The organism is Streptococcus sp. SM5 (genome assembly GCF_027497975.1).
Window position 1 is genome coordinate 62,840 of sequence record NZ_JAJNSC010000015.1, and the last position, 25,086, is coordinate 87,925.

The 25,086-nt window shown below is 39.7% G+C and carries 26 protein-coding genes and 2 tRNA genes; 22 read left to right on the top strand and 6 right to left on the bottom strand.

Annotated features, from left to right (window positions below; genetic code table 11):
- Positions 1-17 precede the first annotated feature (17 nt).
- The 13 genes from PAN07_RS11680 (at position 18) to PAN07_RS11740 (ending at position 11,142) form a co-directional block, all read left to right on the top strand.
- Positions 18-248 (top strand): DUF2969 domain-containing protein, encoded by a 231-nt coding sequence (locus PAN07_RS11680; RefSeq protein ID WP_000037113.1) that lies wholly within the window; start codon positions 18-20, stop codon positions 246-248.
- Between the two features lie 49 nt (positions 249-297).
- Positions 298-378, top strand: a tRNA-Tyr gene (locus PAN07_RS11685).
- Between the two features lie 9 nt (positions 379-387).
- Positions 388-459: transfer RNA gene (locus PAN07_RS11690), tRNA-Gln, on the top strand.
- Positions 460-620: 161 nt separating this feature from the next.
- Positions 621-1,823, top strand: a complete 1,203-nt coding sequence (gene rpsA / locus PAN07_RS11695) for a 30S ribosomal protein S1 (RefSeq protein WP_001001630.1) — start codon at positions 621-623, stop codon at positions 1,821-1,823.
- An 85-nt stretch (positions 1,824-1,908) separates the two neighbouring features.
- The gene (locus PAN07_RS11700; protein WP_269797974.1) at positions 1,909-2,406 is read left to right on the top strand and encodes a GAF domain-containing protein; all 498 of its coding nucleotides are present in this window, start codon (positions 1,909-1,911) and stop codon (positions 2,404-2,406) included.
- On the top strand, positions 2,406-4,061 hold the full coding sequence (gene dnaX / locus PAN07_RS11705) for a DNA polymerase III subunit gamma/tau (protein WP_269797975.1): 1,656 nt from the start codon (positions 2,406-2,408) through the stop codon (positions 4,059-4,061). Before PAN07_RS11700 ends, dnaX begins: the two co-directional genes overlap by 1 nt.
- A 27-nt stretch (positions 4,062-4,088) precedes the next feature.
- A complete protein-coding gene (locus PAN07_RS11710) occupies positions 4,089-4,283 on the top strand; it encodes a DUF3272 domain-containing protein (RefSeq protein ID WP_001081602.1) in 195 nt (64 codons plus the stop codon).
- 149 nt (positions 4,284-4,432) lie between these two features.
- Positions 4,433-5,203: a Fe-S cluster assembly ATPase SufC gene (gene sufC, locus PAN07_RS11715; RefSeq protein WP_269797976.1), complete on the top strand. Its 771-nt coding sequence runs from the start codon at positions 4,433-4,435 to the stop codon at positions 5,201-5,203.
- A 27-nt stretch (positions 5,204-5,230) separates the two neighbouring features.
- Positions 5,231-6,493, top strand: a complete 1,263-nt coding sequence (gene sufD / locus PAN07_RS11720; RefSeq protein ID WP_033684974.1) for a Fe-S cluster assembly protein SufD — start codon at positions 5,231-5,233, stop codon at positions 6,491-6,493.
- A 10-nt stretch (positions 6,494-6,503) separates the two neighbouring features.
- On the top strand, positions 6,504-7,730 hold the full coding sequence (locus tag PAN07_RS11725) for a cysteine desulfurase (protein WP_084947600.1): 1,227 nt from the start codon (positions 6,504-6,506) through the stop codon (positions 7,728-7,730).
- Positions 7,717-8,157 (top strand): Fe-S cluster assembly sulfur transfer protein SufU, encoded by a 441-nt coding sequence (gene sufU, locus PAN07_RS11730; RefSeq protein ID WP_049499854.1) that lies wholly within the window; start codon positions 7,717-7,719, stop codon positions 8,155-8,157. Before PAN07_RS11725 ends, sufU begins: the two co-directional genes overlap by 14 nt.
- 57 nt (positions 8,158-8,214) lie before the next feature.
- Positions 8,215-9,627 carry a Fe-S cluster assembly protein SufB gene (sufB, locus tag PAN07_RS11735; RefSeq protein ID WP_000797054.1) on the top strand — a complete coding sequence of 471 codons (1,413 nt, stop codon included), beginning with the start codon at positions 8,215-8,217 and terminating at the stop codon, positions 9,625-9,627.
- 123 nt (positions 9,628-9,750) lie between these two features.
- Positions 9,751-11,142 (top strand): amino acid permease, encoded by a 1,392-nt coding sequence (locus PAN07_RS11740; protein ID WP_269797977.1) that lies wholly within the window; start codon positions 9,751-9,753, stop codon positions 11,140-11,142.
- 30 nt (positions 11,143-11,172) lie between these two features.
- Here PAN07_RS11740 and PAN07_RS11745 read toward each other — a convergent pair whose 3' ends face one another.
- Entirely contained in the window at positions 11,173-12,021 is an 849-nt protein-coding gene (locus tag PAN07_RS11745; RefSeq protein ID WP_061864084.1) for a YitT family protein, read from the bottom strand.
- 140 nt (positions 12,022-12,161) lie between these two features.
- On the opposite strand from PAN07_RS11745, the gene PAN07_RS11750 reads away from it, so the two are divergent.
- From PAN07_RS11750 to PAN07_RS11770, 5 genes are all read left to right on the top strand, one after another.
- Positions 12,162-13,001, top strand: coding sequence for a DegV family protein (locus tag PAN07_RS11750; RefSeq protein WP_049491379.1), 840 nt, complete (start codon positions 12,162-12,164; stop codon positions 12,999-13,001).
- A 107-nt stretch (positions 13,002-13,108) separates the two neighbouring features.
- The gene (locus PAN07_RS11755; RefSeq protein WP_001284640.1) at positions 13,109-13,384 is read left to right on the top strand and encodes an HU family DNA-binding protein; all 276 of its coding nucleotides are present in this window, start codon (positions 13,109-13,111) and stop codon (positions 13,382-13,384) included.
- 1,902 nt (positions 13,385-15,286) lie between these two features.
- Positions 15,287-15,928 (top strand): amino acid ABC transporter permease, encoded by a 642-nt coding sequence (locus tag PAN07_RS11760; protein ID WP_084863209.1) that lies wholly within the window; start codon positions 15,287-15,289, stop codon positions 15,926-15,928.
- Between the two features lie 9 nt (positions 15,929-15,937).
- Positions 15,938-16,567, top strand: coding sequence for an amino acid ABC transporter ATP-binding protein (locus PAN07_RS11765; RefSeq protein WP_084863211.1), 630 nt, complete (start codon positions 15,938-15,940; stop codon positions 16,565-16,567).
- A gap of 9 nt (positions 16,568-16,576) precedes the next feature.
- The gene (locus PAN07_RS11770) at positions 16,577-17,416 is read left to right on the top strand and encodes an amino acid ABC transporter substrate-binding protein (protein WP_269797978.1); all 840 of its coding nucleotides are present in this window, start codon (positions 16,577-16,579) and stop codon (positions 17,414-17,416) included.
- Positions 17,417-17,478: 62 nt separating this feature from the next.
- Here the strand turns inward: PAN07_RS11770 and lysS are convergent, their stop codons facing one another.
- The 5 genes from lysS to PAN07_RS11795 form a co-directional block, all read right to left on the bottom strand.
- Complete coding sequence (gene lysS, locus PAN07_RS11775) at positions 17,479-18,969, bottom strand: lysine--tRNA ligase (RefSeq protein WP_084863214.1); 1,491 nt, start codon at positions 18,967-18,969, stop codon at positions 17,479-17,481.
- 137 nt (positions 18,970-19,106) lie between these two features.
- Positions 19,107-19,724, bottom strand: coding sequence for a histidine phosphatase family protein (locus tag PAN07_RS11780; RefSeq protein ID WP_269797979.1), 618 nt, complete (start codon positions 19,722-19,724; stop codon positions 19,107-19,109).
- Positions 19,725-19,726: 2 nt separating this feature from the next.
- On the bottom strand, positions 19,727-20,206 hold the full coding sequence (locus tag PAN07_RS11785) for an aminoacyl-tRNA deacylase (protein WP_042751369.1): 480 nt from the start codon (positions 20,204-20,206) through the stop codon (positions 19,727-19,729).
- A complete protein-coding gene (locus PAN07_RS11790) occupies positions 20,206-21,048 on the bottom strand; it encodes a DUF368 domain-containing protein (RefSeq protein ID WP_084863218.1) in 843 nt (280 codons plus the stop codon). Before PAN07_RS11790 ends, PAN07_RS11785 begins: the two co-directional genes overlap by 1 nt.
- Positions 21,049-21,142: 94 nt before the next feature.
- Positions 21,143-21,943, bottom strand: a complete 801-nt coding sequence (locus PAN07_RS11795) for a glycoside hydrolase family 25 protein (RefSeq protein ID WP_064275902.1) — start codon at positions 21,941-21,943, stop codon at positions 21,143-21,145.
- A gap of 155 nt (positions 21,944-22,098) precedes the next feature.
- Between PAN07_RS11795 and glmU the strand changes: the two genes are divergently transcribed.
- Genes glmU through PAN07_RS11815 form a run of 4 tightly spaced genes read left to right on the top strand, consistent with a single transcriptional unit; the run spans position 22,099 to position 25,065 of the window.
- Positions 22,099-23,478: a bifunctional UDP-N-acetylglucosamine diphosphorylase/glucosamine-1-phosphate N-acetyltransferase GlmU gene (gene glmU / locus PAN07_RS11800; RefSeq protein WP_269797980.1), complete on the top strand. Its 1,380-nt coding sequence runs from the start codon at positions 22,099-22,101 to the stop codon at positions 23,476-23,478.
- 9 nt (positions 23,479-23,487) lie between these two features.
- A complete protein-coding gene (locus PAN07_RS11805; protein WP_125385966.1) occupies positions 23,488-24,033 on the top strand; it encodes an NUDIX hydrolase in 546 nt (181 codons plus the stop codon).
- An 11-nt stretch (positions 24,034-24,044) separates the two neighbouring features.
- On the top strand, positions 24,045-24,356 hold the full coding sequence (gene macP / locus PAN07_RS11810) for a cell wall synthase accessory phosphoprotein MacP (RefSeq protein WP_000517862.1): 312 nt from the start codon (positions 24,045-24,047) through the stop codon (positions 24,354-24,356).
- A gap of 16 nt (positions 24,357-24,372) precedes the next feature.
- Positions 24,373-25,065 carry a 5'-methylthioadenosine/adenosylhomocysteine nucleosidase gene (locus PAN07_RS11815; protein WP_269797981.1) on the top strand — a complete coding sequence of 231 codons (693 nt, stop codon included), beginning with the start codon at positions 24,373-24,375 and terminating at the stop codon, positions 25,063-25,065.
- Positions 25,066-25,086 lie beyond the last annotated feature (21 nt).

Consider the following 25,086-nt stretch of genomic DNA (forward strand, 5'->3'; position numbering starts at 1 on the left):
GTGAAGAGAGGTATGAAATGAGTAAGAAAGATAAAAAAATCGAAATTCAAGTAGCAGATGCCAAGGTTAATGTAGGAAAAGACAGTTTTGAAGGCTATACCTTGACCATTGGTAAAAAAGTTATCGGAGAAATTGCCGAATTAGATGGACAATTTGCCATCATAAAGAATGGGAATGTCGATAGTTTTTATAAAAAATTGGAAAAAGCTGTGGAAATTTTGATTGAAAATTATAATTTAGCAAAATAAGTCTTGTTTTTTTGAAATTTTCATGATATAATAGTCCATGTTGATTGTAGGAGAGATAGCGAAGAGGCTAAACGCGGCGGACTGTAAATCCGCTCCTTCGGGTTCGGGGGTTCGAATCCCTCTCTCTCCATTTCATCAATGGGGTATAGCCAAGCGGTAAGGCAAGGGACTTTGACTCCCTCATGCGTTGGTTCGAATCCAGCTACCCCAGTTCTTAGGTAATGATCAAGATAAAAAGCAAAATATCTTAGGGTATTTTATTTTTATAATTGAAAGACGTGAACGATATGAACATGTCCTTGCGGGTGCTTAGGAAAAAAATTATAAGTATGTCAAGTTTAAGAAAAACTTGATTGTTGGAGGATTTTTTAGATGAACGAATTTGAAGATTTGCTAAATAGCGTTAGCCAAGTTGAGACTGGTGATGTTGTTAGTGCTGAAGTATTGACAGTTGATGCGACTCAAGCTAACGTTGCAATCTCTGGAACTGGTGTTGAAGGTGTCTTGACTCTTCGCGAATTGACAAACGATCGCGATGCAGATATCAATGACTTTGTTAAAGTAGGAGAAGTATTGGATGTTCTTGTACTTCGTCAAGTAGTTGGTAAAGATACTGATACAGTTACATACCTTGTATCTAAAAAACGCCTTGAAGCTCGCAAAGCATGGGACAAACTTGTTGGTCGCGAAGAAGAAGTTGTTACTGTTAAAGGAACTCGTGCCGTTAAAGGTGGACTTTCAGTAGAATTTGAAGGTGTTCGTGGATTTATTCCAGCTTCAATGTTGGATACTCGTTTCGTACGTAACACTGAGCGTTTTGTAGGTCAAGAATTTGATGCTAAAATCAAAGAAGTTGACGCTAAAGAAAACCGCTTCATCCTTTCACGTCGTGAAGTTGTTGAAGCAGCTACAGCAGCCGCTCGCGCTGAAGTATTTGGTAAATTGGCTGTTGGTGATGTAGTAACTGGTAAAGTTGCACGTATCACAAGTTTCGGTGCTTTCATCGACCTTGGTGGTGTTGACGGATTGGTTCACTTGACTGAATTGTCACATGAACGTAACGTATCACCAAAATCAGTTGTAACTGTTGGTGAAGAAATTGAAGTGAAAATCCTTGATCTTAACGAAGAAGAAGGACGCGTATCACTTTCACTTAAAGCAACAACACCTGGACCATGGGATGGCGTTGAGCAAAAATTGGCTAAAGGTGATGTAGTAGAAGGAACAGTTAAACGTTTGACTGACTTCGGTGCATTTGTTGAAGTATTGCCAGGTATCGATGGACTTGTTCACGTATCACAAATTTCACACAAACGTATTGAAAATCCAAAAGAAGCTCTTAAAGTTGGTCAAGAAGTTAAAGTTAAAGTTCTTGAAGTTAACGCAGATGCAGAGCGCGTATCACTTTCTATCAAAGCTCTTGAAGAGCGTCCAGCTCAAGAAGAAGGACAAAAAGAAGAAAAACGTGCTGCTCGTCCACGTCGTCCAAAACGTCAAGAAAAACGTGATTTCGAACTTCCAGAAACACAAACAGGATTCTCAATGGCTGACTTGTTCGGTGATATCGAACTCTAATCAAATTGAAAATACACAAAATCCTTTGTTTACTTAACAAGGGATTTTTCTTTTTTCTGTAAGTCTTTTTTGATATAATAGTTCTATGTTAGAATCAGAAAAACAATCACGTTATCAAATGTTAAATGAAGAGCTCTCTTTTTTATTGGATGGTGAAACCAATGTTTTGGCTAATCTTTCCAATGCCAGTGCTCTTCTAAAATCACGCTTACCTAATACCGTATTTGCAGGCTTTTATCTGTTCGATGGAATGGAATTGGTTTTAGGTCCTTTCCAAGGCGGTGTTTCCTGTATCCGTATTGCACTTGGAAAAGGTGTTTGTGGGGAGGCAGCTCACTTTCAGGAAACGGTTCTAGTTGGTGATGTAAGGACTTATCCCAACTATATTTCTTGTGATGGTCGAGCTAAAAGTGAAATTGTTGTTCCGATGGTTAAGAATGGTCAATTGCTCGGGGTTCTGGATCTGGATTCTTCAGAGTTTGATGATTATGATGCTATGGATCGAGATTATTTGGAACAATTTGTCGCTATTTTGCTTGAAAAGACAGAATGGGACTTTACAATGTTTGGGGAGAAAGCCTAATGTATCAAGCACTTTATCGAAAATATAGAAGTCAAAACTTCTCCCAGTTGGTTGGTCAAGAAGTTGTGGCTAAGACTCTTAAACAAGCGGTGGAGCAAGAGAAAATAAGTCATGCTTATCTTTTTTCTGGTCCTCGTGGAACGGGAAAAACCAGTGTAGCTAAGATATTTGCCAAGGCTATGAACTGTCCAAATCAAGTGGGTGGGGAACCTTGTAATAACTGCTATATTTGTCAGGCAGTGACGGACGGTAGTTTAGAAGATGTCATCGAAATGGATGCAGCTTCTAATAATGGGGTCGATGAAATCCGTGAAATTCGTGATAAATCTACCTACGCCCCTAGTCTTGCCCGTTATAAGGTTTATATCATAGACGAGGTTCACATGCTGTCTACAGGAGCTTTTAATGCCCTTCTAAAGACGCTGGAAGAGCCAACACAGAATGTGGTCTTTATTTTGGCCACTACTGAATTGCACAAGATACCTGCTACGATTCTATCTCGTGTGCAACGTTTTGAATTTAAATCAATTAAGACACAGGATATTAAGGAGCATATTCGCTATATCTTAGACAAAGAAAATATCAGTTCTGAACCAGAAGCTGTGGAAATCATTGCTAGACGGGCTGAAGGTGGAATGCGAGACGCCTTGTCTATTTTGGATCAAGCCCTAAGTTTAACACAGGGAAATGAGCTGACGACTGCTATCTCTGAAGAAATTACTGGCACAATTAGTCTATCAGCCTTGGATGATTATGTGGCTGCCTTGTCTCAACAGGATGTTCCCAAGGCTTTGTCTTGCTTGAATCTTCTTTTTGACAATGGTAAGAGCATGACTCGTTTTGTGACCGACCTTTTACACTATTTAAGAGACTTGTTAATTGTTCAAACAGGGGGAGAAAACACTCATCATAGTCCAGTCTTTGTAGAAAATTTGGCACTCCCTCAGGAAAATCTGTTTGAAATGATTCGCTTGGCGACAGTCAGTTTAGCAGATATTAAGTCTAGTTTGCAGCCCAAGATTTATGCTGAGATGATGACTATTCGATTGGCAGAGATTAAGCCTGAACCAGCTCTTTCTGGGGCAGTTGAACATGAAATTTCTGCATTGAGACAGGAAGTTGCCCGTCTCAAACATGAACTCGCAAATGTGGACACTGTACCAAAACAAACTAGTCCAGTACCTACCCGTCCAGCAGCGAGCAAGACCGTCTATCGTGTGGATCGCAATAAGGTTCAATCAATCCTACAAGAGGCCGTTGAAAATCCAGATTTAGCACGTCAAAATCTGATTCGCTTGCAGAATGCCTGGGGAGAAGTGATTGAAAGTCTTGGAGGTCCTGATAAGGCTCTGCTAGTTGGTTCTCAACCGGTTGCAGCCAATGAACACCATGCTATTCTTGCTTTTGAATCTAGCTTCAATGCTGGTCAAACCATGAAACGGGACAATCTCAACACTATGTTTGGTAACATCCTCAGTCAGGCAGCAGGTTTTTCACCTGAGATTTTAGCCATTTCCATGGAGGAATGGAAAGAAGTTCGCGCAGCCTTTTCAGCCAAAGCCAAATCTTCTCAAACTGAAAAAGAAGCAGAAGAAAGCCTGATTCCAGAAGGATTTGAATTTTTGGCTGATAAAGTGAAGGTAGAGGAAGACTAAAGAAAGATTTCATGATACAATAAGTTTATGAATAGACAACAATTTATTATCATCGCGCTGTTTACAGCTGCTGAGACCTATTTTTTCAATGAAGCTTGGATGACTGGTCGTTATATTATGGCAGCCTTTTGGGCCATTTTGCTCTTTAGAAATTTCCGAGTGAGTTACTTGATGGGCAAGATTGTAGACGTCATTGACCAGCATTTAAAAGGAAAAGACTAGTCCTCAGCTTCTAGACAAAATCAAAGCCTTTTAGGCTTTTTTTTGTTATACTATAAAAGTATATTTATTGACCTTTTACCGTATTTTCTAGGGAAATCAAGTATGTCTCTAGTAACGCTGTAAAGGCCTTGAAAAAGAAAGGAACTATCATGTCAGTATTAGAGATCAAAGATCTTCACGTTGAGATTGAAGGAAAAGAAATTTTAAAAGGGGTTAACCTGACCCTGAAAACAGGAGAAATCGCCGCTATCATGGGGCCAAATGGTACTGGTAAATCAACTCTTTCTGCCGCTATCATGGGAAATCCAAACTATGAAGTGACCAAAGGTGAAGTCTTGTTTGATGGCGTAAACATCCTTGAGTTAGAAGTGGATGAGCGTGCGCGTATGGGACTTTTCCTTGCTATGCAATACCCATCAGAAATTCCTGGTATTACTAATGCTGAGTTTCTTCGTGCAGCTATGAATGCTGGTAAAGATGACGATGAGAAGATTTCAGTTCGTGAGTTTATTACTAAATTGGATGAGAAGATGGAATTGCTCAACATGAAAGAAGAAATGGCTGAGCGTTACCTCAACGAAGGTTTCTCTGGTGGTGAGAAAAAACGTAATGAGATTCTTCAACTTTTGATGTTGGAGCCAACATTTGCCCTTTTGGATGAGATTGACTCTGGTCTTGATATTGACGCTCTTAAAGTTGTCTCTAAAGGTGTTAATGCCATGCGTGGTGAAGGCTTTGGTGCTATGATTATCACTCACTACCAACGTCTTTTGAACTACATCACACCTGATGTGGTACACGTGATGATGGAAGGTCGTGTTGTCCTTTCTGGTGGTCCAGAATTGGCTGCGCGTTTGGAACGTGAAGGATACGCAAAACTAGCTGAAGAACTTGGCTACGACTACAAGGAAGAATTGTAATTCCCTCGTATCTTTTAGGAGAAGTAAATGACTAAAGAAAATATTAAACTTTTTTCAGAAATGCACGCTGAACCAAGCTGGTTGGCTGACCTCCGTCAAAAAGCTTTTGATAAGATTGAGACTTTGGAATTACCAGTTATTGAGCGTGTCAAATTTCACCGTTGGAATCTGGGGGATGGAACGATTACAGAAAGTGAGCCATCAGCAAATGTTCCAGATTTCACTGCACTAGATAACCACTTGAGGTTGGTACAAGTAGGAACTCAAACTGTTTTTGAGCAAATTCCAGTTGAATTGGCTGAACAGGGTGTCGTCTTTACAGACTTCCACTCAGCTTTAGAAGAAATTCCAGAGCTGATCGAAGAATTCTTCATGTCATCTGTTAAGTATGACGATGACAAGTTGGCAGCCTACCATACAGCTTATTTCAATAGTGGTGCTGTTCTCTATATTCCTGATAACGTTGAGATTAAAGAACCAATCGAAGGAATTTTCTATCAAGACAGCGATAGTGATGTGCCGTTTAACAAGCATATTATGATTATCGCTGGTAAGAACAGTAAGATTAGTTATCTGGAGCGTTTAGAGTCACGTGGTGGAGGTAGTGCTAAGGCAACTGCAAATATCACAGTTGAAGTGATTGCACGTTCTGGTGCGCAAGTCAAGTTTGCTGCGATTGACCGTCTAGGTGAAAACGTCACTGCTTACATTAGCCGTCGTGGTAAATTAGGCAACGATGCAAGCATTGACTGGGCAATCGGTGTCATGAACGAAGGGAACGTCGTTGCGGACTTTGATAGCGACTTGATTGGTAACGGTAGCCATGCTGACCTGAAAGTTGTAGCTCTTTCAAGTGGCCGTCAGGTACAAGGGATTGATACCCGAGTAACTAACTATGGTTGCAACTCAATCGGGAATATCCTTCAACATGGGGTTATTCTTGAAAAAGCAACCTTGACCTTCAATGGTATTGGCCACATTATCAAGGGTGCCAAGGGAGCAGATGCCCAACAAGAAAGTCGTGTTCTCATGCTTTCAGACCAAGCGCGTTCAGATGCTAATCCAATTCTTTTGATTGATGAAAATGACGTAACTGCAGGACATGCGGCTTCTATCGGTCAGGTAGATCCAGAAGATATGTACTACCTCATGAGCCGTGGTCTGGATAAAGCAACTGCAGAACGCTTGGTTGTTCGTGGTTTCCTTGGATCTGTTATCGTTGAGATTCCAGTCAAGGAAGTTCGTGATGAAATGATTGCAACTATCGAAGAAAAATTGTCAAAACGCTAAGGGGTAGCCTATGTTAGATGTAGAAGCGATTCGCAAGGATTTTCCAATTTTAGACCAGATTGTTAATGATGAACCATTGGTTTATTTGGACAATGCTGCGACGACACAAAAACCACTAGCAGTTCTGGAGACGATTAACCGCTACTATGAGAACGACAATGCCAATGTTCATCGTGGCGTTCATACCTTGGCTGAAAGGTCGACAGCTTCTTATGAGGCGGCTCGTGAAACCATTCGTAAGTTTATCAATGCAGGGTCTACAAAGGAAGTTCTCTTTACTAGAGGAACGACAACCAGTCTGAACTGGGTGGTGCGCTTTGCAGAGGAAGTCTTGACTGAGGGAGACCAGGTTTTGATTTCTGTCATGGAACACCATTCCAACATCATTCCTTGGCAGGAAGCCTGCCGTAAGACTGGGGCAGAGCTTGTCTATGTCTATCTCAAGGATGGAGCTCTGGATATGGATGATTTGCGAGCTAAATTGACTGACAAGGTCAAGTTTGTTTCGCTAGCTCACGCCTCAAATGTTCTTGGTGTAGTCAATCCGATTAAAGAAATCACGCAAATGGCCCACCAAGTTGGAGCCATCATGGTGGTGGATGGTGCTCAATCTACTCCTCATATGAAGATCGATGTCCAGGACTTGGATGTGGACTTCTTTGCCTTTTCAGGTCACAAGATGGCGGGTCCAACTGGTATCGGTGTTCTTTACGGTAAAGAAAAGTATCTGGAACAAATGTCACCAGTAGAATTTGGCGGTGAAATGATTGATTTCGTCTATGAGCAATCTGCTAGCTGGAAGGAATTGCCTTGGAAATTTGAGGCTGGAACACCAAATATGGCAGGTGCAATTGGACTTGCTGCGGCAGTAGATTATCTTGAAAAGATTGGTATGGATGCGATTGAAGCTCATGAACAAGAATTGATTGCATATGTCTTTCCAAAGTTGCAGGCGATTGAAGGACTGACCATTTATGGTTCACAGGACTTGGCTCAACGTTCAGGTGTGATTGCCTTTAATCTAGGCGATCTCCATCCTCACGACCTTGCAACAGCTTTGGATTATGAAGGAGTAGCTGTTCGTGCAGGTCACCACTGTGCGCAACCCTTGCTTCAGTATTTGGATGTCCCAGCAACAGCTCGTGCAAGTTTTTATATCTACAATACCAAGGCAGATTGCGATAAACTAGTCGATGCCTTACAAAAGACAAAGGAGTTTTTCAATGGCACTTTCTAAACTAGATAGCCTTTATATGGCAGTGGTAGCGGACCATTCGAAAAATCCACATCACCAAGGGAAGTTAGAAGACGCTGAACAAATCAGTCTCAACAATCCGACTTGTGGGGATGTTATCAATCTCTCTGTCAAGTTTGATGCAGAGGATCGTTTGGAAGATATCGCTTTTCTAAACTCAGGTTGCACCATCTCTACAGCATCTGCTAGTATGATGACGGACGCAGTTTTAGGAAAAACCAAACAAGAAATCTTAGAACTTGCGACTATTTTTTCTGAAATGGTTCAAGGGCAAAAAGATGAACGCCAAGACCAACTTGGCGATGCAGCCTTCTTGTCAGGAGTTGCTAAATTCCCTCAACGAATCAAGTGTGCAACCCTAGCTTGGAACGCCCTGAAGAAAACAATTGAAAATCAAAAAAATCAGTAAGACAAGTTTCTTTTGTCTTATGAATCAGTAGAAATAAAGAATGAAAGAAAGGATATTATGGCTGAAGAAAGAGTAGAACCAAAACCAATTGACCTTGGTGAATATAAATTTGGTTTCCATGATGATGTAGAGCCTGTCCTATCGACAGGAAAAGGATTGAATGAAGATGTCATTCGTGAATTATCGGCTGCTAAGGGAGAACCTGAGTGGATGTTAGAATTCCGTTTGAAGTCTTATGAAACCTTTAAAAAAATGCCCATGCAAACATGGGGAGCAGACTTATCAGAGATTGACTTTGATGACTTGATCTACTACCAAAAACCATCTGATAAACCTGCTCGCTCTTGGGATGAAGTTCCTGAAAAAATTAAAGAAACCTTTGAGCGTATCGGGATTCCTGAAGCTGAGCGTGCTTATCTAGCTGGTGCCTCTGCTCAGTATGAGTCAGAAGTGGTTTACCACAACATGAAGGAAGAGTTCCAGAAATTGGGGATTATCTTTACAGATACAGATTCTGCCCTCAAGGAATACCCAGACTTGTTTAAACAATACTTTGCCAAGTTGGTACCGCCGACAGATAACAAGTTGGCTGCCCTCAACTCAGCAGTATGGTCAGGTGGAACATTTATCTACGTACCAAAAGGTGTTAAGGTAGATATTCCGCTTCAAACTTACTTCCGTATCAACAACGAAAATACAGGTCAGTTCGAACGTACCTTGATTATCGTTGACGAGGGAGCGAGTGTTCACTACGTAGAAGGATGTACGGCACCAACTTATTCAAGCAACAGCTTGCATGCGGCCATCGTAGAAATCTTCGCCTTGGACGGAGCTTATATGCGTTATACGACTATTCAAAACTGGTCTGATAACGTTTATAACTTGGTAACAAAACGTGCTAAGGCTCAAAAGGATGCCACTGTTGAGTGGATCGATGGAAACTTGGGTGCCAAAACAACCATGAAATATCCATCCGTTTACCTAGATGGAGAAGGGGCGCGTGGTACTATGCTCTCTATCGCCTTTGCTAATGCAGGACAACACCAAGACACTGGTGCTAAGATGATCCACAATGCTCCACATACAAGTTCGTCTATCGTGTCTAAATCCATCGCTAAAGGCGGAGGAAAGGTGGACTACCGTGGACAAGTAACCTTTAACAAAAACTCTAAGAAATCTGTTTCTCACATCGAGTGTGACACCATTATCATGGATGACTTATCAGCATCAGATACTATTCCATTTAATGAAATTCATAACTCGCAAGTTGCTTTGGAACACGAAGCTAAGGTTTCTAAGATTTCAGAAGAACAACTCTATTACCTCATGAGCCGTGGCTTGTCAGAATCTGAGGCAACAGAGATGATTGTTATGGGATTTGTAGAACCCTTCACAAAAGAACTTCCAATGGAATATGCAGTTGAGCTGAACCGCTTGATTAGCTATGAAATGGAAGGGTCAGTTGGCTAAGAATATGTAGAATCTGAGCAGGATTTATTCTGTTCGGATTTTTTTGAAAAATCATCTTATAAATATTCACAAAATCCCTTTTATATGATAAAATAAAACAATCATATTTAATGGAGATGAAGTATGAATATTTTTAGAACAAAAGATGTTAGCTTGGGACGTACTGAAATGCACCGTCATTTAAAAGTATGGGATTTGATTTTATTAGGAATCGGTGCCATGGTAGGAACTGGGATTTTTACCATTACAGGAACTGCAGCAGCAACGCTTGCTGGTCCGTCACTGGTTGTATCCATAGTGATTTCTGCCCTGTGTGTTTCTTTATCCGCCCTCTTTTTCGCAGAGTTTGCCTCTCGTGTTCCTGCAACTGGTGGTGCTTATAGTTATTTGTATGCAATTTTGGGTGAATTACCAGCTTGGATTGCTGGTTGGTTGACCATCATGGAATTCATGACAGCTGTTTCAGGTGTGGCCTCTGGCTGGGCAGCTTATTTTAAAGGCTTGCTCAGTAACTATAGTATTTCAATGCCTCAAGCCTTGAATGGGACCTTTAACCCTGAGCAGGGTACCTATATAGACCTTTTACCTATTTTGGTATTGACACTGGTAACCGGTTTAGTTTTATTAAATTCTAAGGCAGCTTTGCGTTTTAATTCGCTTCTAGTCATCTTGAAATTCTCTGCTCTCGCTTTGTTTATTCTAGTTGGTATCTGGTATATTAAACCAGAAAATTGGTCCAACTTTGCTCCCTTTGGTTTTGGTCAAATTTATGGTGGAAGTACTGGAATAATGGCAGGAGCATCTTTGATGTTCTTTGGTTTCCTAGGATTTGAATCAATTTCTATGGCTGTTGATGAAATTCAAAATCCACAAAAGAATGTCCCACGAGGTATTGTTTTGTCTTTGACAATCGTAACGATTCTCTATGCTCTGGTTACATTAGTATTGACAGGGATTGTTCACTACAGCCAACTCAATGTGGATGATGCTGTAGCATTTTCATTGCGAAGTATAGGAATTGGTTGGGCAGCTAATTATGTGTCATTAGTGGCCATTTTAACCCTAATAACAGTGTGTATTTCTATGACTTATGCCTTATCGCGTATGATTTACAGTTTAGCACGTGATGGTCTTTTACCTCGAAGTTTTAAGCAATTAAGCAAAACAAGTCGTGTTCCTAAAAATGCGACCATCTTAACTGGAGTTGCTTCTGCAATTGCAGCAGGAGTGTTTCCACTGGCTAGTATTGCAGCCTTTCTAAATATTTGTACGCTGGCTTATCTTATTTTATTGGCTTATGGAATTATAAAACTTAGAAAGAATAAGGGAATGCCTAAAGAAGGAGAGTTCAAAACTCCCCTAGTTCCCTTGTTACCGATTCTCTCGATTCTAATCTGTCTTTCCTTTATGCTTCAATATAGTGTAGAAACATGGATTGCGTTTGGAATTGCTCTTGTAGTTGGACTTGTGATTTACTTTACTTATGGCTATCGTCATTCTACACTTTCTGAATAAAGAAAAAGCTGGAACTTCCCAGCTTTTTCTTTATTCTTTTATATAGGTAAATCCTTCTCCAAGGATTTCGTGAGCTTCAGTAATAGTTATAAAGGCTTGAGGATCAATTCGATGAATCATTTCCTTCATTTTCACAATTTCATTTCTTCCGACAATACAGTAAATGATTTTTAAATCTTCTCGACTATAATAACCTTGACCTGAGATGAAAGTAACGCCTCTACCTAGGTCATCATTAATTGCCTTAGCAAGTTGGTCAGGACGTTTTGTGATAATCATAAAGCCTTTGCCTGCATAGCCACCTTCGCCGATCAAATCAATGACACGAGAAACGATAAAATCAAATAAGAGCGTGTAGGAAACCAATCTCAAATCCTTGAAGATTAGGAGAATAAGCATGAGAATACAAAAATCTAAGATAAAGAGCAGTTTCCCCATGGATATATGAGTGTATTTATTGAGAATACGAGCTAGAATATCAGTACCACCAGTTGTACCTCCAGCATTAAAGATAATTCCAAGACCAATTCCCAATAGAATCCCAGCTATAAGGGCAGTGATTAGTAAATCACCTTGAAGATCAATATGAAGGGGTATACGTTCAAAAAAGGCCAACCAGGCTGACAAAGCTAAGGTTCCTAGTAAACTAGAATAGAGGGACTTTGCTCCAAAAATCTTCCAAGCTAGGATGAAAAGGGGAATATTAATCAGCAGGTTCATGAGAGAAACAGGGATTTTAAAAAGATAAAAGGTGATAAGGGTAATACCTGTCGCCCCTCCTTCAAAAAGATGATGAGGAACTACAAAATAAGTTAGACCAAAAGCATAAATAGCAGCACCTAGTAAAATGGTTAAAATGGGATAAATTTTTTTAATCATAGGGACCTCTTTTCTTATAAGTAGATTATATCAAATTTTTAAGGAAAATTTGATTGACTCCATTAGGATTTTTAATCTTTTTTTGATATAATTAAAAGTAAGAAAACCAATCTGAATCCTAAAATAGAAAGATTGATACTATGACAAAAATTAAGATTGTAACCGATTCATCTGTTACTATTGAACCTGAACTAGTAAAACAATTAGATATCACTGTTGTTCCGTTATCTGTAATGATTGATAATGTTGTTTATTCTGATGCGGATTTGAAAGAAGAAGGTAAATTTCTTCAGTTGATGCAAGCAAGTAAGAATCTTCCGAAAACAAGCCAGCCCCCTGTAGGTGTCTTCGCTGAAGTTTTTGAAGACCTATGCAAGGATGGTAGCCAGATTCTTGCTATTCATATGTCCCATGCTCTTTCTGGTACTGTAGAAGCAGCGCGCCAGGGTGCTAGTTTATCTACTGCCGATGTGACAGTTATTGATAGTTCCTTCACTGACCAAGCCTTGAAATTCCAAGTTGTTGAGGCTGCAAAATTAGCGCAAGAAGGCAAAGAGTTGGAGGAAATTTTATCTCATGTAGAAGAGGTTAAAAACCACACAGAACTCTATATTGGCGTTTCAACTTTGGAAAATTTAGTAAAAGGTGGACGAATTGGCCGTGTAACTGGATTGTTGAGTTCCCTTCTCAATATCCGTGTTGTCATGCAGATGAAGGATCATGAATTGCAGCCAATCGTTAAAGGTCGTGGAGCTAAAACTTTTAAAAAATGGTTGGATGAGCTGACAAGTTCGCTAACTGAACGTTCTGTAGCAGAGATTGGGATTTCATATTCTGGTAGTGCTGATTGGGCAAAAGAGATGAAAGAAAGCTTACAAGCTTATGTTGAAAAGCCAATTTCAGTTTTGGAAACGGGCTCTATTATTCAAACTCACACGGGTGAGAATGCTTGGGCTGTTTTAGTACGTTACCACTCCTAAAAAAATAAATAAAATGGGAAGAAATAGCGTTTTTAACTTGACCTAAAAGGGATTTTAGGATATGATTATATTTGTTAATTAGAAATTAAATTGGAGGAATCATTAACATGGCAAACAAACAAGATTTGATCGCTAAAGTAGCAGAAGCTACAGAATTGACTAAGAAAGACTCAGCAGCAGCAGTTGAAGCTGTATTCGCAGCAGTAACTGAGTACCTTGCAGCTGGTGAAAAAGTTCAATTGATCGGTTTTGGTAACTTTGAAGTTCGTGAGCGTGCTGCACGTAAAGGTCGCAACCCACAAACTGGTAAAGAAATCAAAATTGCAGCTTCTAAAGTTCCAGCATTCAAAGCTGGTAAAGCTCTTAAAGACGCTGTTAAATAATTTGAATTTAAAAAACCTGTCATATCAAGCATTTGAGCTTGTGTGACAGGCTTTTCTTTTGCTTTTGGGGCATTTTGGGGGCAAAACTATAAATTATCTAGCAAATTGAGGATATTGCCATCCATCTTCTTTGTAACGTGTGTAGATTTTGTTTATTGTCCTAGAATCAGAACGTCCTACTCTTGCCATAATTGCTTTTAGAGTTACGCTATTCTGCTTATGAGAGTATGCCTAAAGATGTGGTAGGTGAGGTGCCTATCAATGGATTCTTCAAGTTGTGTATTTGTTTTCAGATTTAAATCTTCAATAGTTTTTACGATTTTTGGCAGTTTCGCTCGTCATGCAGAATTATATTCGACATACTCGAGGTTCACTGTGTAATCAAGAGACAGGTTTAAGATTAATTTAGATCACTCTGATTTTGACTTTGAAAGATCAAGTTTGATTAGAAAGCGTTGAATGTATTTTATATCGATATAAATCTCAAACGCCTATTTAAAATCATTTATGCTACTAGTAAGAGAGCTGATATAGCTCCCTTAGATTTTTTTTGGTAAAAAGTCCATCACTCTTCTAAAAAAGTGAAATTTACTTTAATATATAGCTTAGATACTGCAACAAATGGTCATTATGCTACTATTTTATATGGATATGATGCTAAAAAGTTGAAGAAATTTAAATGTCGACTGAATATGACAGATAAAGGATAAGAAGAGAGAGCAAGCTATCCTTTTATCTTTATATTATCGTGATTCCTTAATTTTAATGGATACAGTAGAACACGAGATTGCAGCAGTAAAAAAATTGACCAGTAGTTAGAATTTATTGCTAATCTCTGAGATGATGTACCTATTAATGATTTACTGAAATAAACAGATTTCGCAAAAATTATGTCTAGCTTTACAGAATTTCATGCTCACTGAGTAGGCGATATAGAGCCAAAGAGGAAGTGATGGCACTTGATCAAACCTTCAAACGTTTTTATAGTTTTATCAGGAAAGTTAAAGAGGGGCTTCTGGTGTGAGTATTCGTGAGTTCATGAAAGGCGATAATTGAGGCCTGGTAATGATGGAAAAGAATGATAAAGAAGAACTAATCGATTTAGCTGATTTTGAACTTTAACTTGTCAATGTAGCTATAAGAGAGTATAGTAATGTTAAAAATATGGGGGCTATATGGATAAGCGATTTGTTATACCAGTGAGAGTTGATAAGAGAATTTTAAATAAACTCGATTTTGTATCAACAAAGCCACAATAAGGACGATCAGAAACGATTGGTAAAGGATTAGAGAGGCTCTATAGTGAGCTGGGGAGAAAGATGACTAGAAAAGGATTGATTTAGGCACATATTTGGTTAGGTGTGGCTATTTCTGCCTTAGCACTCTATACCTACACGATTATTTATATTTTTAATTATGATATGGAAGAAATCTTTGAAAATTTTATTATTTTGGTAATTTATTCACCATTTTTCCGTTATTTTTGATATCAGTTGGGGGATTATCTTTATTGGCTTGAGTTGAATTCGCTTATCGTAATTTGCAACGATATAAAGAAATTAAAAAGTCCTTATCTTTCTTTTGGATTGTATTGTATTTGTACAAATTTTGAAGATACCTTGGGTATGATTTTACTATCACCCTTTATCTTTGTTTCCTTGCCACTCTATGCTTATTTACTCCTTGGTTTATTTATCTTTTTTTGGGGGCATGAGTCTTGCTATGGATGATTCTATGTCTCTTTTGTTAAAGGAAAGCTAAGACCGAGAAAGGACACATTTCGTCCTTTCTTTTTTGATAGATATAGCTTTTTCTTTTTAAAAGAGAATTTTTTTTCAAAAAAACTTGGTTATTTCGTTTATTTATGCTATAATAGGAACAATTATTTTTAGGAGGTGCAGTATGTCTTATTTGTTTGAGATATTACCGAGTTTATTGAGCGGTGCAAGCATGACTTTACAGGTTTTTGCACTGGTCTTGATTTTTTCTATTCCCTTGGGCGTTTTGATTGCCTTTGCCTTGCAAGTCCATTGGAAGCACCTCCATCATCTGATTAACATTTATATCTGGATCATGCGAGGCACACCCTTGCTCTTGCAATTGATCTTTATCTATTATGTGCTCCCAAGCATTGGGATCCGTTTGGATCGTCTTCCTGCGGCCATTATTGCCTTTGTTTTGAATTATGCTGCTTACTTTGCTGAAATCTTCCGTGGGGGAATTGATACCATTCCTAAGGGTCAATATGAGGCTGCTAAGGTTTTGAAGTTTAGTCCCTTTGACACAGTTCGCTATATTATCTTGCCCCAAGTGACCAAGATTGTTCTTCCTAGCGTATTTAACGAAGTCATGAGTTTGGTCAAGGATACTTCCTTGGTCTATGCTCTAGGAATTTCAGATCTTATCTTGGCTAGTCGAACAGCTGCAAACCGTGATGCTAGCCTGGTTCCTATGTTCTTGGCAGGAGCCATTTACTTGATTTTGATTGGTATTGTAACCATTCTTGCCAAAAAAGTTGAGAAGAAATACAGTTACTATAGATAGGAGGCTGCCATGTTAGAATTACGAAATATCAATAAGGGCTTTGGTGAAAAGCAAATTTTGTCCAATTTCAGTCTAAAAATTCCTGAAAAGCAAATCCTGGCTATCGTTGGGCCTTCTGGTGGAGGTAAGACAACTCTCTTACGCATGCTTGCGGGCCTTGAAACCATTGATTCAGGGGAAATTTTTTATAATGGAAAACCTTTACAACTGGATGAACTGGAGAAACGGAATCTACTGGGATTTGTCTTCCAAGATTTTCAACTTTTCCCTCATTTATCAGTTTTAGATAATTTGACTTTATCACCTGTGAAAACAATGGGAATGAAGCAGGAAGAGGCAGAGAAGAAGGCGCGTGGACTCTTGGAACAGTTAGGGCTAGCAGGGCATGCAGATGCTTATCCCTTCTCACTATCAGGTGGGCAAAAGCAACGGGTGGCCTTGGCGCGTGCTATGATGATTGACCCAGAAATCATTGGCTACGATGAACCAACTTCTGCCCTGGATCCAGAATTGCGCTTGGAAGTGGAAAAACTGATCTTGCAAAATAGGGAACTTGGGATGACACAGATTGTGGTTACCCACGATTTACAATTTGCTGAAAATATCGCAGATCAGATTCTCAAGGTTGAACCCAAGTAGGAGGTGCCAATGACTAATAAGAAAATTGCTTTAGTATTGGTTTCGCTCCTGACCCTCTTTTTAACGGCTTGTACTCAGAAGGCTAGTGATCCCAAACAGGATAACTGGGATAAGTATCAAGAGCAGGGAACTATTACTATTGGTTTTGACAATACCTTTGTACCCATGGGATTTGAAGAAAAGAATGGCCAATATACAGGCTTTGATATTGATTTGGCACAAGCTGTCTCAGAAAAATTAGGTTTTAAGGTTCAATTTCAGCCAATCGACTGGGATATGAAGGAAACAGAACTGCAAAATAGAACCATAGATGCCATTTGGAATGGCTATTCTGCGACTGATGAACGCCGAGAAAAAGTTGCCTTTAGTATTCCTTATATGGAAAATCAGCAAGTACTAGTTACGAAGAAAAGCAAGCAAATTCGTTCTGTAGAGGATATGAAGGATAAAACCTTGGGAGCCCAAGCCGGTTCCTCTGGTTATTTAGACTTTGAAGCCCAGCCAGATTTATTGAAAAATCGTATCAAAGATCAGAAGGCTAATCAGTACCAGAGTTTTAATGAGGCCTTGATTGATTTGAAAAATGACCGGGTTGATGCTTTGTTGATTGACCGAGTGTATGCTAATTACTATCTCCAGTCTGAGGGTATATTAAATGACTACAATGTTTTTTCAGCAGGATTTGAAAGTGAATCCTTTGCGGTCGGAGTTAGACCAGCTGATAAAAGATTATTAACAGCATTAAACCAGGCCTTTATCGAACTATACCAAGAAGGAAAGTTCCAGGAAATCAGCCAAAAATGGTTTGGAGAAGATGTAGCAACCAAAGAAGTGAAAAGTAGAGATTGAGTGTTTACTCAGTCTCTTTTTGCATCAAAAAATCCTCTGGCAAGTTCCAGAGGATAAGAGTATTATTTCATTGTTGGGAAGAGCAATACATCACGGATAGTTGTTGTATCAGTGAGGAGCATGCAGAGACGGTCGATACCGATTCCCAAACCACCTGTTGGAGGCATACCATATTCAAGAGCCTCAATGTAGTCGTAGTCAATGCCTGTTGCTTCATCGTCACCAAGTTCTTTAGCTTTAGCTTGGGCTTCAAAACGGCTAAGTTGATCGATTGGATCGTTCAACTCAGTAAAGGCATTACCGTACTCCTTAGTCATAATGAAGAGCTCGAAACGGTCAGTAAAGCGTTCGTCTTCAGGATTTTTCTTAGCAAGTGGAGATACAGCTACTGGATGTCCATAGACAAAGGTTGGTTGGATCAAGGTTTCTTCAACAAACTCTTCAAAGAAGGCATTAATAATGTGGCCGACTTCAGTGTAGTGTTTCTCAACTGGAACTTTCTTCTCAGCAGCGATAGCCTTGGCTTCTTCCAAAGTCATGTCTTGCCAAAAATCTACCCCAGTAATTTCTTTGATGGCATCCACCATGTGAACGCGTTTAAATGGTTCATTAATCTTGATTTCAGTTCCTTGATAGTTTACTGGACCATCACCCTTAACTGCCTTAGCAGCGTGTTGGATAATGCCTTCCGTCAAGTCCATGATGTCTTGGAAGTCTGCATAAGCTTGATAAACTTCGATGGAAGTAAACTCAGGGTTATGTGTAGCATCCATTCCTTCGTTACGGAAGATACGGCCGATTTCATAGACACGTTCCATACCACCAACGATAAGGCGTTTCAAGTGAAGCTCAGTTGCGATACGAAGCACCATGTCAATGTTTTGGGCATTGTGGTGGGTGATAAATGGACGGGCAGAAGCACCACCGGCTTCATTATGAAGAACAGGTGTTTCCACTTCAAGGAAGCCTTTTTGGTCAAGGTAACGACGGATTTCAGAGATGATCTTTGAACGAGTGACAAAACGCTCAAAGCTTTCACGGTTAGAAATCAAGTCAAGGTAACGTTTACGGTAAATTGTCTCAACGTCTGTCAAACCGTGGAATTTTTCTGGCAGAGGACGAAGAGCCTTAGACAAGTGTGTGATGTGAGTAGCCTTGATAGAGAGTTCTCCCATATCTGTACGCATGACTTCCCCTTCGACACCAAGGAAGTCACCAAGGTCTGCTTTTTTGAAGATTTCGTAGTTTTCTTCACCGACAGCATCTTTACGTACGTAGATTTGAATCTGCCCTTCGCGGTCTTGAAGGTGGGCAAAACCTACTTTACCTTTACCACGTTTGGTTACCAAGCGTCCTGCGATAGTAGCTGTTTCGTTTTTATCATGTAATTGTTCTTTATCGAGGTCGGCAAATTTATCTTTTAATTCTTGTGAATTTGCAGTGCGTTCAAAGCGTTTTCCGAAAGGATCAATTCCTTGTTCACGGAGCGCAGCCATTTTTTCACGGCGAACGATCTGCTGGTCATTTAGTTCTTCCATATGTTCTGTTGACATGGGATCCTCCTAGTTTTCCTCAAAATTGAATACGATGAGTCATTTTTTGCGATACTCCCATTTTATCATAAATAAGCAAGAAATTCACGGATAATCTTTCAAAACTAAAAAGAACTTGACGCTAAAATCAAGTTCTGTTATTGATAGGAAGTATCATTCCAAGTATCGAGAGTAAATATTTCAAAATCATGGGTTTCTAGAATGGTCAGGCTGGCATTTGCTAAACCACCATCTTTACGAAGAAGTGGCTCTTTATAACCGAGAAGAGTACGAAGACTGGCAGTAAGATTGGTGCCGTGACCGACAATTAGAATACGCTCAGCTGGACTATCTTTTAATGATTTGATAAATTGGATGGTACGTTGAGTGGTATTATAGAGGGATTCAGCGCCAAACATTTGAGTGTCAAATTGAGCAAGATTAGATCGGAAAGCTTTGATTTGTTGCGGGTAAATAGCTTCCAAGGTTGCAATTTTCAAACCTTCCAACTTTCCCAGCTGCCATTCACGGAGGTTAGGAACGCTTTCTAAAGGACAGGGAGTCTGCAGTTGACTTTGAATAATCTCAGCAGATTTGAACGCTCGAGGTAAATCACTTGAATAAATCTGATCAAAAGGAATATCCTTAAGATATTGACCTAGTTGTTTTAGGGTTTCAATGGATTCAGGAAGAAGGGGAGAATCTCCACTGGCACCTTGAAAGCGACCTTCCTGATTCCAGAGTGTACGACCGTGGCGGACAAAGTAGAGTTTCATTCTTAGTTGCCCTCCAAGATATCTACAAAGTCAGCTTTTACAAAGCTAGCCAAGTCTTGCGGAGCGACGATAATGCTGTGACCAACTTCGCCTGCAGAGACAATCATTTGATCCAAGTCTAGAGCGATCTTATCGATAAAAATGGGGTAATTGTGTTTCTGACGAATTCCGACAGGATTATTGGCTCCATGAATATAACCTGTTGTTTTTTCCAAGTCCTTTTGTGGAATCATGCTCACTTTTTTATTGCCAGAAATTTTGGCTAGTTTCTTTTCAGACAAATGTTGAGTGATAGGGACAATTCCGATAATTGGTCCTGTTTTATCTCCCAAAAGAGCCAAGGTTTTGAAAATCTGATCTCGTTCATAATCTTGGGGAAGTTCTCCTTCTAGGGCATTGATTTGAATCCCCTGATGTGGGATACCTGCTTTGGACAGGATTTGTTCCACCAATGTTTTTTTGACTTTAACTTTTTTTGCCATTATTTATACTTATCCTCCAATTGGCTCATCCAAATACCAAGCCAGATTCCCAGTGCAAAGAAGAAGGCAATGATGACATACCCAACAAGAGAAATACCGGTGTACTGGATACTTTCAGCATTTCCTGCATTTGGAATCAAGATTAAAAGGGTACTTGATAGGACGATACCGATGATGAAATGATAGACGCGTGAGTGGTAGTTGTTTAAGGCATAATCCATCAATTTTGAAAAAATGATGAGAGTTGCACCTGCACCGATTCCAATCGGGAAGAAGGTTCCCAAGAGGTCAAAGGTTTTAAAACCAGTCAACATAGGAGCATAGAGCCCCAAAATCAAAAGTAGGTTTGATGGACTGAGGCCAGGAACTAATACGCCAAGAGCCAGCAGTGTACCAGCTAGGACGAAATTAAGAAAGCTGGCGCTCAAGGTTCCAACGACAAAATTTAAGGCATAGAGTCCTAATCCAGAAATGATAAAGGTTATCCAGAACCAGACTAAATCAATCTTGTCTCGATCAGATTCTCGAGTTGATTCTTTGAGGAGGCTAGGAACTGTACCAATAATAGCTCCTGCAAAGCTCCATAAGACAAAGACCTGATAATTTTCAAGCAGGTATTCAATCGGGTAGGAAAATAAGCCGATTCCCAGAAACATACCAATGGCAACTGGAATAAAGTACAAAACATTTTCTTTAAAGTCTTTAAAGGGGTGAGCCAGAAAACCAATCATTCGTTCATAAATTCCTAAGATTGCTGCTAGAACCCCTCCGGAAATTCCTGGTAAGATAAATCCCAAAGCAATGACAATCCCTTTAATAACGCGTGCTAACCATGAGAGCATATTTTTCCTCCAACTATTTCTATTTCAAAAAATCCTTACTATATTGTATCACAATCTAAAACAAAAAGAAAAAGCAAATGAGAAACAAATGCTTTTAAGGTTTTAAAAAGAGTTTTCTAAAGGTTTCTTCTTTATTTTTTAAAGAAGAGATGACGTTGATATCCAAATCGTGGTCAAAGCCAGCAATTTTTCCTTTAGAAGTGTACTGGTGAATGTCATAATCTATATCAGTCTTAGGAGTTGCCTCGTAAAATCCTGAGTCAGAACCATAGGAAGGAATCCACACAGACGTAAACTTATCAGTATCAATACTGTGTTCTTCCATGAAGTATACTCCTACGTAGATTCCGATATTTTTAGCACCTAGTGATTCTAGTTTTGCACGAAAGGCTTCAACACCTTCGTTCATATTGGACATGGTTTTTTCTTCCACATCTAGCCAATAGTAGCTAGGGCTGTATGGCGATGCGGAATTATAAAAACTTTCAGCAGCCTTTTCCATTTCTTGGATACTTTTTCCAGCTACATAGGCATAGACCCCAACTGGGACATTTCGTTTTTGAAACTCGGTAATATGGGTTTTAAAGGCCTTGTCTACCCCATTAACAAAGGAAGCATCATTCTCTTTTGAAGACTGAGCGCCACTATGGACGCGAACAATAGCTCCTGAAATGTTTTGGGAGAGAGTATCGTAATTAATTTCCTCAGGTCGTTGCCAACCAGAAACATCAATCACCGGTTTATCTATATTATGTAGCGCTTGCGATTCTACTTGCGCGATATTTGACTTTGTTTTTACAGGATGGTCCTCAAAACGAGGGCGATTTAGGATTAAAATTAAAATCATAATCCCAAAAAAACCAAACAAAATAAGCGGATTAATTTTCTTTCTCATATCTTATAATTTTACCTTATAAATGAAAAAAAATCAAAAAAAAATACTCAAAAAATGGGTTAATAGAGGACTTTAGAGCATTTTTTCATTCAAGAGCGCGGAATGATTTGAAATATGGTATAATAAAAGGGAATTTCTAGAGAAAAGAGAAGATTATGTCAAATTATGCCATTATTTTAGCAGCGGGTAAAGGAACTCGCATGAAATCGGATTTGCCAAAAGTTTTGCACAAGGTTGCGGGTATTTCTATGCTAGAACATGTTTTCCGTAGTGTGGGAGCTATCCAACCTGAAAAGACAGTCACAGTTGTCGGACACAAGGCAGAATTGGTTGAAGAGGTCTTGGCTGGACAGACAGAATTTGTAACTCAATCTGAACAGTTAGGGACTGGTCATGCAGTTATGATGACAGAGCCTATTCTAGAAGTTTTGTCAGGTCATACCTTGGTAATCGCAGGGGATACTCCTTTGATCACAGGTGAAAGCTTGAAAAACTTGATTGATTTCCACATCAATCATAAAAATGTGGCGACTATCTTGACTGCTGAAACAGAAAATCCTTTTGGCTATGGACGAATTGTGCGTAATGACAATGCTGAGGTTCTTCGCATTGTGGAGCAAAAGGATGCTACAGATTTTGAAAAACAAATCAAGGAAATCAACACTGGAACATATGTCTTTGACAACGAACGCTTGTTTGAGGCTTTGAAAAATATCAATACCAATAACGCTCAAGGCGAATACTATATTACAGATGTCATTGGTATTTTCCGTGAGGCTGGTGAAAAAGTCGGAGCTTATACGTTAAAAGATTTTGATGAGAGTCTTGGAGTAAACGACCGTGTGGCTCTTGCGACTGCTGAGTCGGTTATGCGTCGTCGCATCAATCATAAACACATGGTCAATGGGGTCAGCTTTGTCAACCCAGAAGCAACTTATATCGATATTGATGTTGAGATTGCTCCTGAAGTTCAAATCGAAGCCAATGTTACCTTGAAAGGGCAAACGAAAATTGGTGCTGAGACTGTTTTGACAAATGGAACGTATATAGTGGATAGCACTATCGGAGCAGGAGCTGTTATTACCAACTCTATGATTGAGGAAAGTAGTGTTGCAGACGGTGTGACAGTCGGTCCTTATGCCCACATTCGTCCAGGTTCAAGCCTAGCTACCCAAGTCCACATTGGGAACTTTGTTGAGGTGAAAGGCTCTTCAATCGGTGAGAATACTAAGGCTGGTCATTTGACTTATATCGGAAATTGTGAAGTGGGTAGCAAGGTTAATTTTGGTGCTGGAACCATTACAGTCAACTATGACGGCAAAAACAAATACAAAACAGTCATTGGTAACAATGTCTTTGTTGGTTCAAATTCAACCATTATTGCGCCAGTTGAGTTAGGTGACAATTCCCTCGTTGGTGCTGGTTCAACGATTACTAAAGACGTGCCAGCGGATGCTATTGCTATTGGTCGTGGTCGTCAGGTCAACAAAGACGAATATGCAACACGCCTTCCTCATCATCCTAAGAATCAGTAGGAGCCTATCATGGAATTTGAAGAAAAAACGCTTAGCCGAAAAGAAATCTATCAAGGACCAATATTTAAACTAGTCCAAGATCAGGTTGAATTACCAGAAGGTAAAGGAACTGCTCAACGGGATTTGATTTTCCATAATGGAGCTGTCTGTGTTTTAGCTGTAACGGATGAGAAAAAACTTATCTTGGTCAAGCAGTACCGCAAGGCCATCGAGGCTGTCTCTTACGAAATTCCAGCCGGAAAGTTGGAAGTAGGAGAAAATACAGACCCTGTAGCAGCAGCCCTACGTGAATTAGAGGAAGAAACAGCCCATACAGGGAAATTAGAACTCTTATACGATTTTTACTCAGCCATTGGCTTTTGTAATGAAAAGTTAAAACTATACCTAGCAAGCGATTTGACGAAAGTGGAAAATCCGCGTCCGCAGGATGAGGATGAAACCTTGGAAGTCCTTGAAGTGAGCTTAGAAGAAGCCAAGGAATTGATCCAATCAGGTCATATCTGCGATGCCAAGACAATTATGGCTGTTCAGTATTGGGAATTGCACAAAAAATAGAGGAGGTCAGTATGGGTAAACCTTTATTAACGGATGAAATGATTGAAAGAGCTAACAGAGGCGAAAAAATTTCAGGTCCTCCTTTGCTAGATGATGAGGAGACAAAAATTTTACCAACCTCTTCTTCCCGTTTTGGTTATGCCAATCCTAAGGAACATGGTTTTAGCCAGGAAACCTTGAAGATTCAGGTCGAACCGTCTATTCATAAAAGCCGTCGCATTGAAAATACCAAGAGAAATGTCTTCAATTCTAAGTTAAATAAAATTTTATTCGCAGTCATATTTCTCTTGATTTTGCTTGTGTTAGCAATGAAACTTTTGTAATAGAAAAGGAATTGAAATGAAAATAGGAATTATTGCGGCTATGCCAGAAGAACTGGCGTATCTGGTCCAGCATCTAGAAAATGCCCAGGAGCAAGTTGTTTTGGGGAATACCTATCACACAGGAAGCATTGCCTCTCATGAAGTCGTTCTTGTAGAAAGTGGAATAGGGAAGGTCATGTCTGCCATGAGTGTGGCGATTTTGGCTGATCATTTCCAAGTGGATGCTCTAATTAATACCGGATCAGCTGGGGCAGTAGCAGAAGGCATCGCTGTTGGGGATGTTGTGATTGCCGATAAATTAGCCTATCATGACGTGGATGTCACAGCTTTTGGTTATGCTTATGGGCAAATGGCGCAACAACCACTTTATTTCGAATCAGATAAAACCTTTGTAGCCAAAATCCAAGAGAGTTTATCTCAATTGGACCAAAAATGGCACCTTGGTTTAATTGCTACAGGAGATAGTTTTGTTGCAGGAAATGACAAGATAGAAGCGATTAAGTCCCATTTCCCAGAAGTTTTAGCCGTTGAGATGGAGGGAGCAGCTATTGCTCAGGCAGCGCATGCTCTTAATCTCCCGGTTTTAGTCATCCGAGCTATGAGTGACAATGCCAACCATGAAGCAAACATCTCTTTTGATGAGTTTATTATCGAAGCTGGACGTCGCTCTGCCCAAGTCTTATTAGCCTTTTTGAAGGCCTTAAATTAAGCGAAAATTTGACAGTTTTTC

Bases quoted from the DNA above. Each gene is read 5' to 3' on its own strand.
- PAN07_RS11760 (WP_084863209.1), top strand. From the start codon at position 15,287: ATGTCTTATTTGTTTGAGATATTACCGAGTTTATTGAGCGGTGCAAGC.
- PAN07_RS11710 (WP_001081602.1), top strand. From the start codon at position 4,089: ATGAATAGACAACAATTTATTATCATCGCGCTGTTTACAGCTGCTGAG.
- PAN07_RS11680 (WP_000037113.1), top strand. From the start codon at position 18: ATGAGTAAGAAAGATAAAAAAATCGAAATTCAAGTAGCAGATGCCAAG.
- PAN07_RS11725 (WP_084947600.1), top strand. From the start codon at position 6,504: ATGTTAGATGTAGAAGCGATTCGCAAGGATTTTCCAATTTTAGACCAG.
- PAN07_RS11790 (WP_084863218.1), bottom strand. From the start codon at position 21,048: ATGCTCTCATGGTTAGCACGCGTTATTAAAGGGATTGTCATTGCTTTG.
- macP (WP_000517862.1), top strand. From the start codon at position 24,045: ATGGGTAAACCTTTATTAACGGATGAAATGATTGAAAGAGCTAACAGA.
- glmU (WP_269797980.1), top strand. From the start codon at position 22,099: ATGTCAAATTATGCCATTATTTTAGCAGCGGGTAAAGGAACTCGCATG.
- PAN07_RS11815 (WP_269797981.1), top strand. From the start codon at position 24,373: ATGAAAATAGGAATTATTGCGGCTATGCCAGAAGAACTGGCGTATCTG.
- PAN07_RS11780 (WP_269797979.1), bottom strand. From the start codon at position 19,724: ATGAAACTCTACTTTGTCCGCCACGGTCGTACACTCTGGAATCAGGAA.
- PAN07_RS11765 (WP_084863211.1), top strand. From the start codon at position 15,938: ATGTTAGAATTACGAAATATCAATAAGGGCTTTGGTGAAAAGCAAATT.
- PAN07_RS11785 (WP_042751369.1), bottom strand. From the start codon at position 20,206: ATGGCAAAAAAAGTTAAAGTCAAAAAAACATTGGTGGAACAAATCCTG.
- sufB (WP_000797054.1), top strand. From the start codon at position 8,215: ATGGCTGAAGAAAGAGTAGAACCAAAACCAATTGACCTTGGTGAATAT.
- PAN07_RS11745 (WP_061864084.1), bottom strand. From the start codon at position 12,021: ATGATTAAAAAAATTTATCCCATTTTAACCATTTTACTAGGTGCTGCT.
- sufD (WP_033684974.1), top strand. From the start codon at position 5,231: ATGACTAAAGAAAATATTAAACTTTTTTCAGAAATGCACGCTGAACCA.
- PAN07_RS11770 (WP_269797978.1), top strand. From the start codon at position 16,577: ATGACTAATAAGAAAATTGCTTTAGTATTGGTTTCGCTCCTGACCCTC.
- sufC (WP_269797976.1), top strand. From the start codon at position 4,433: ATGTCAGTATTAGAGATCAAAGATCTTCACGTTGAGATTGAAGGAAAA.
- PAN07_RS11750 (WP_049491379.1), top strand. From the start codon at position 12,162: ATGACAAAAATTAAGATTGTAACCGATTCATCTGTTACTATTGAACCT.
- PAN07_RS11795 (WP_064275902.1), bottom strand. From the start codon at position 21,943: ATGAGAAAGAAAATTAATCCGCTTATTTTGTTTGGTTTTTTTGGGATT.
- PAN07_RS11700 (WP_269797974.1), top strand. From the start codon at position 1,909: ATGTTAGAATCAGAAAAACAATCACGTTATCAAATGTTAAATGAAGAG.
- rpsA (WP_001001630.1), top strand. From the start codon at position 621: ATGAACGAATTTGAAGATTTGCTAAATAGCGTTAGCCAAGTTGAGACT.
- lysS (WP_084863214.1), bottom strand. From the start codon at position 18,969: ATGTCAACAGAACATATGGAAGAACTAAATGACCAGCAGATCGTTCGC.
- dnaX (WP_269797975.1), top strand. From the start codon at position 2,406: ATGTATCAAGCACTTTATCGAAAATATAGAAGTCAAAACTTCTCCCAG.
- sufU (WP_049499854.1), top strand. From the start codon at position 7,717: ATGGCACTTTCTAAACTAGATAGCCTTTATATGGCAGTGGTAGCGGAC.
- PAN07_RS11805 (WP_125385966.1), top strand. From the start codon at position 23,488: ATGGAATTTGAAGAAAAAACGCTTAGCCGAAAAGAAATCTATCAAGGA.
- PAN07_RS11740 (WP_269797977.1), top strand. From the start codon at position 9,751: ATGAATATTTTTAGAACAAAAGATGTTAGCTTGGGACGTACTGAAATG.
- PAN07_RS11755 (WP_001284640.1), top strand. From the start codon at position 13,109: ATGGCAAACAAACAAGATTTGATCGCTAAAGTAGCAGAAGCTACAGAA.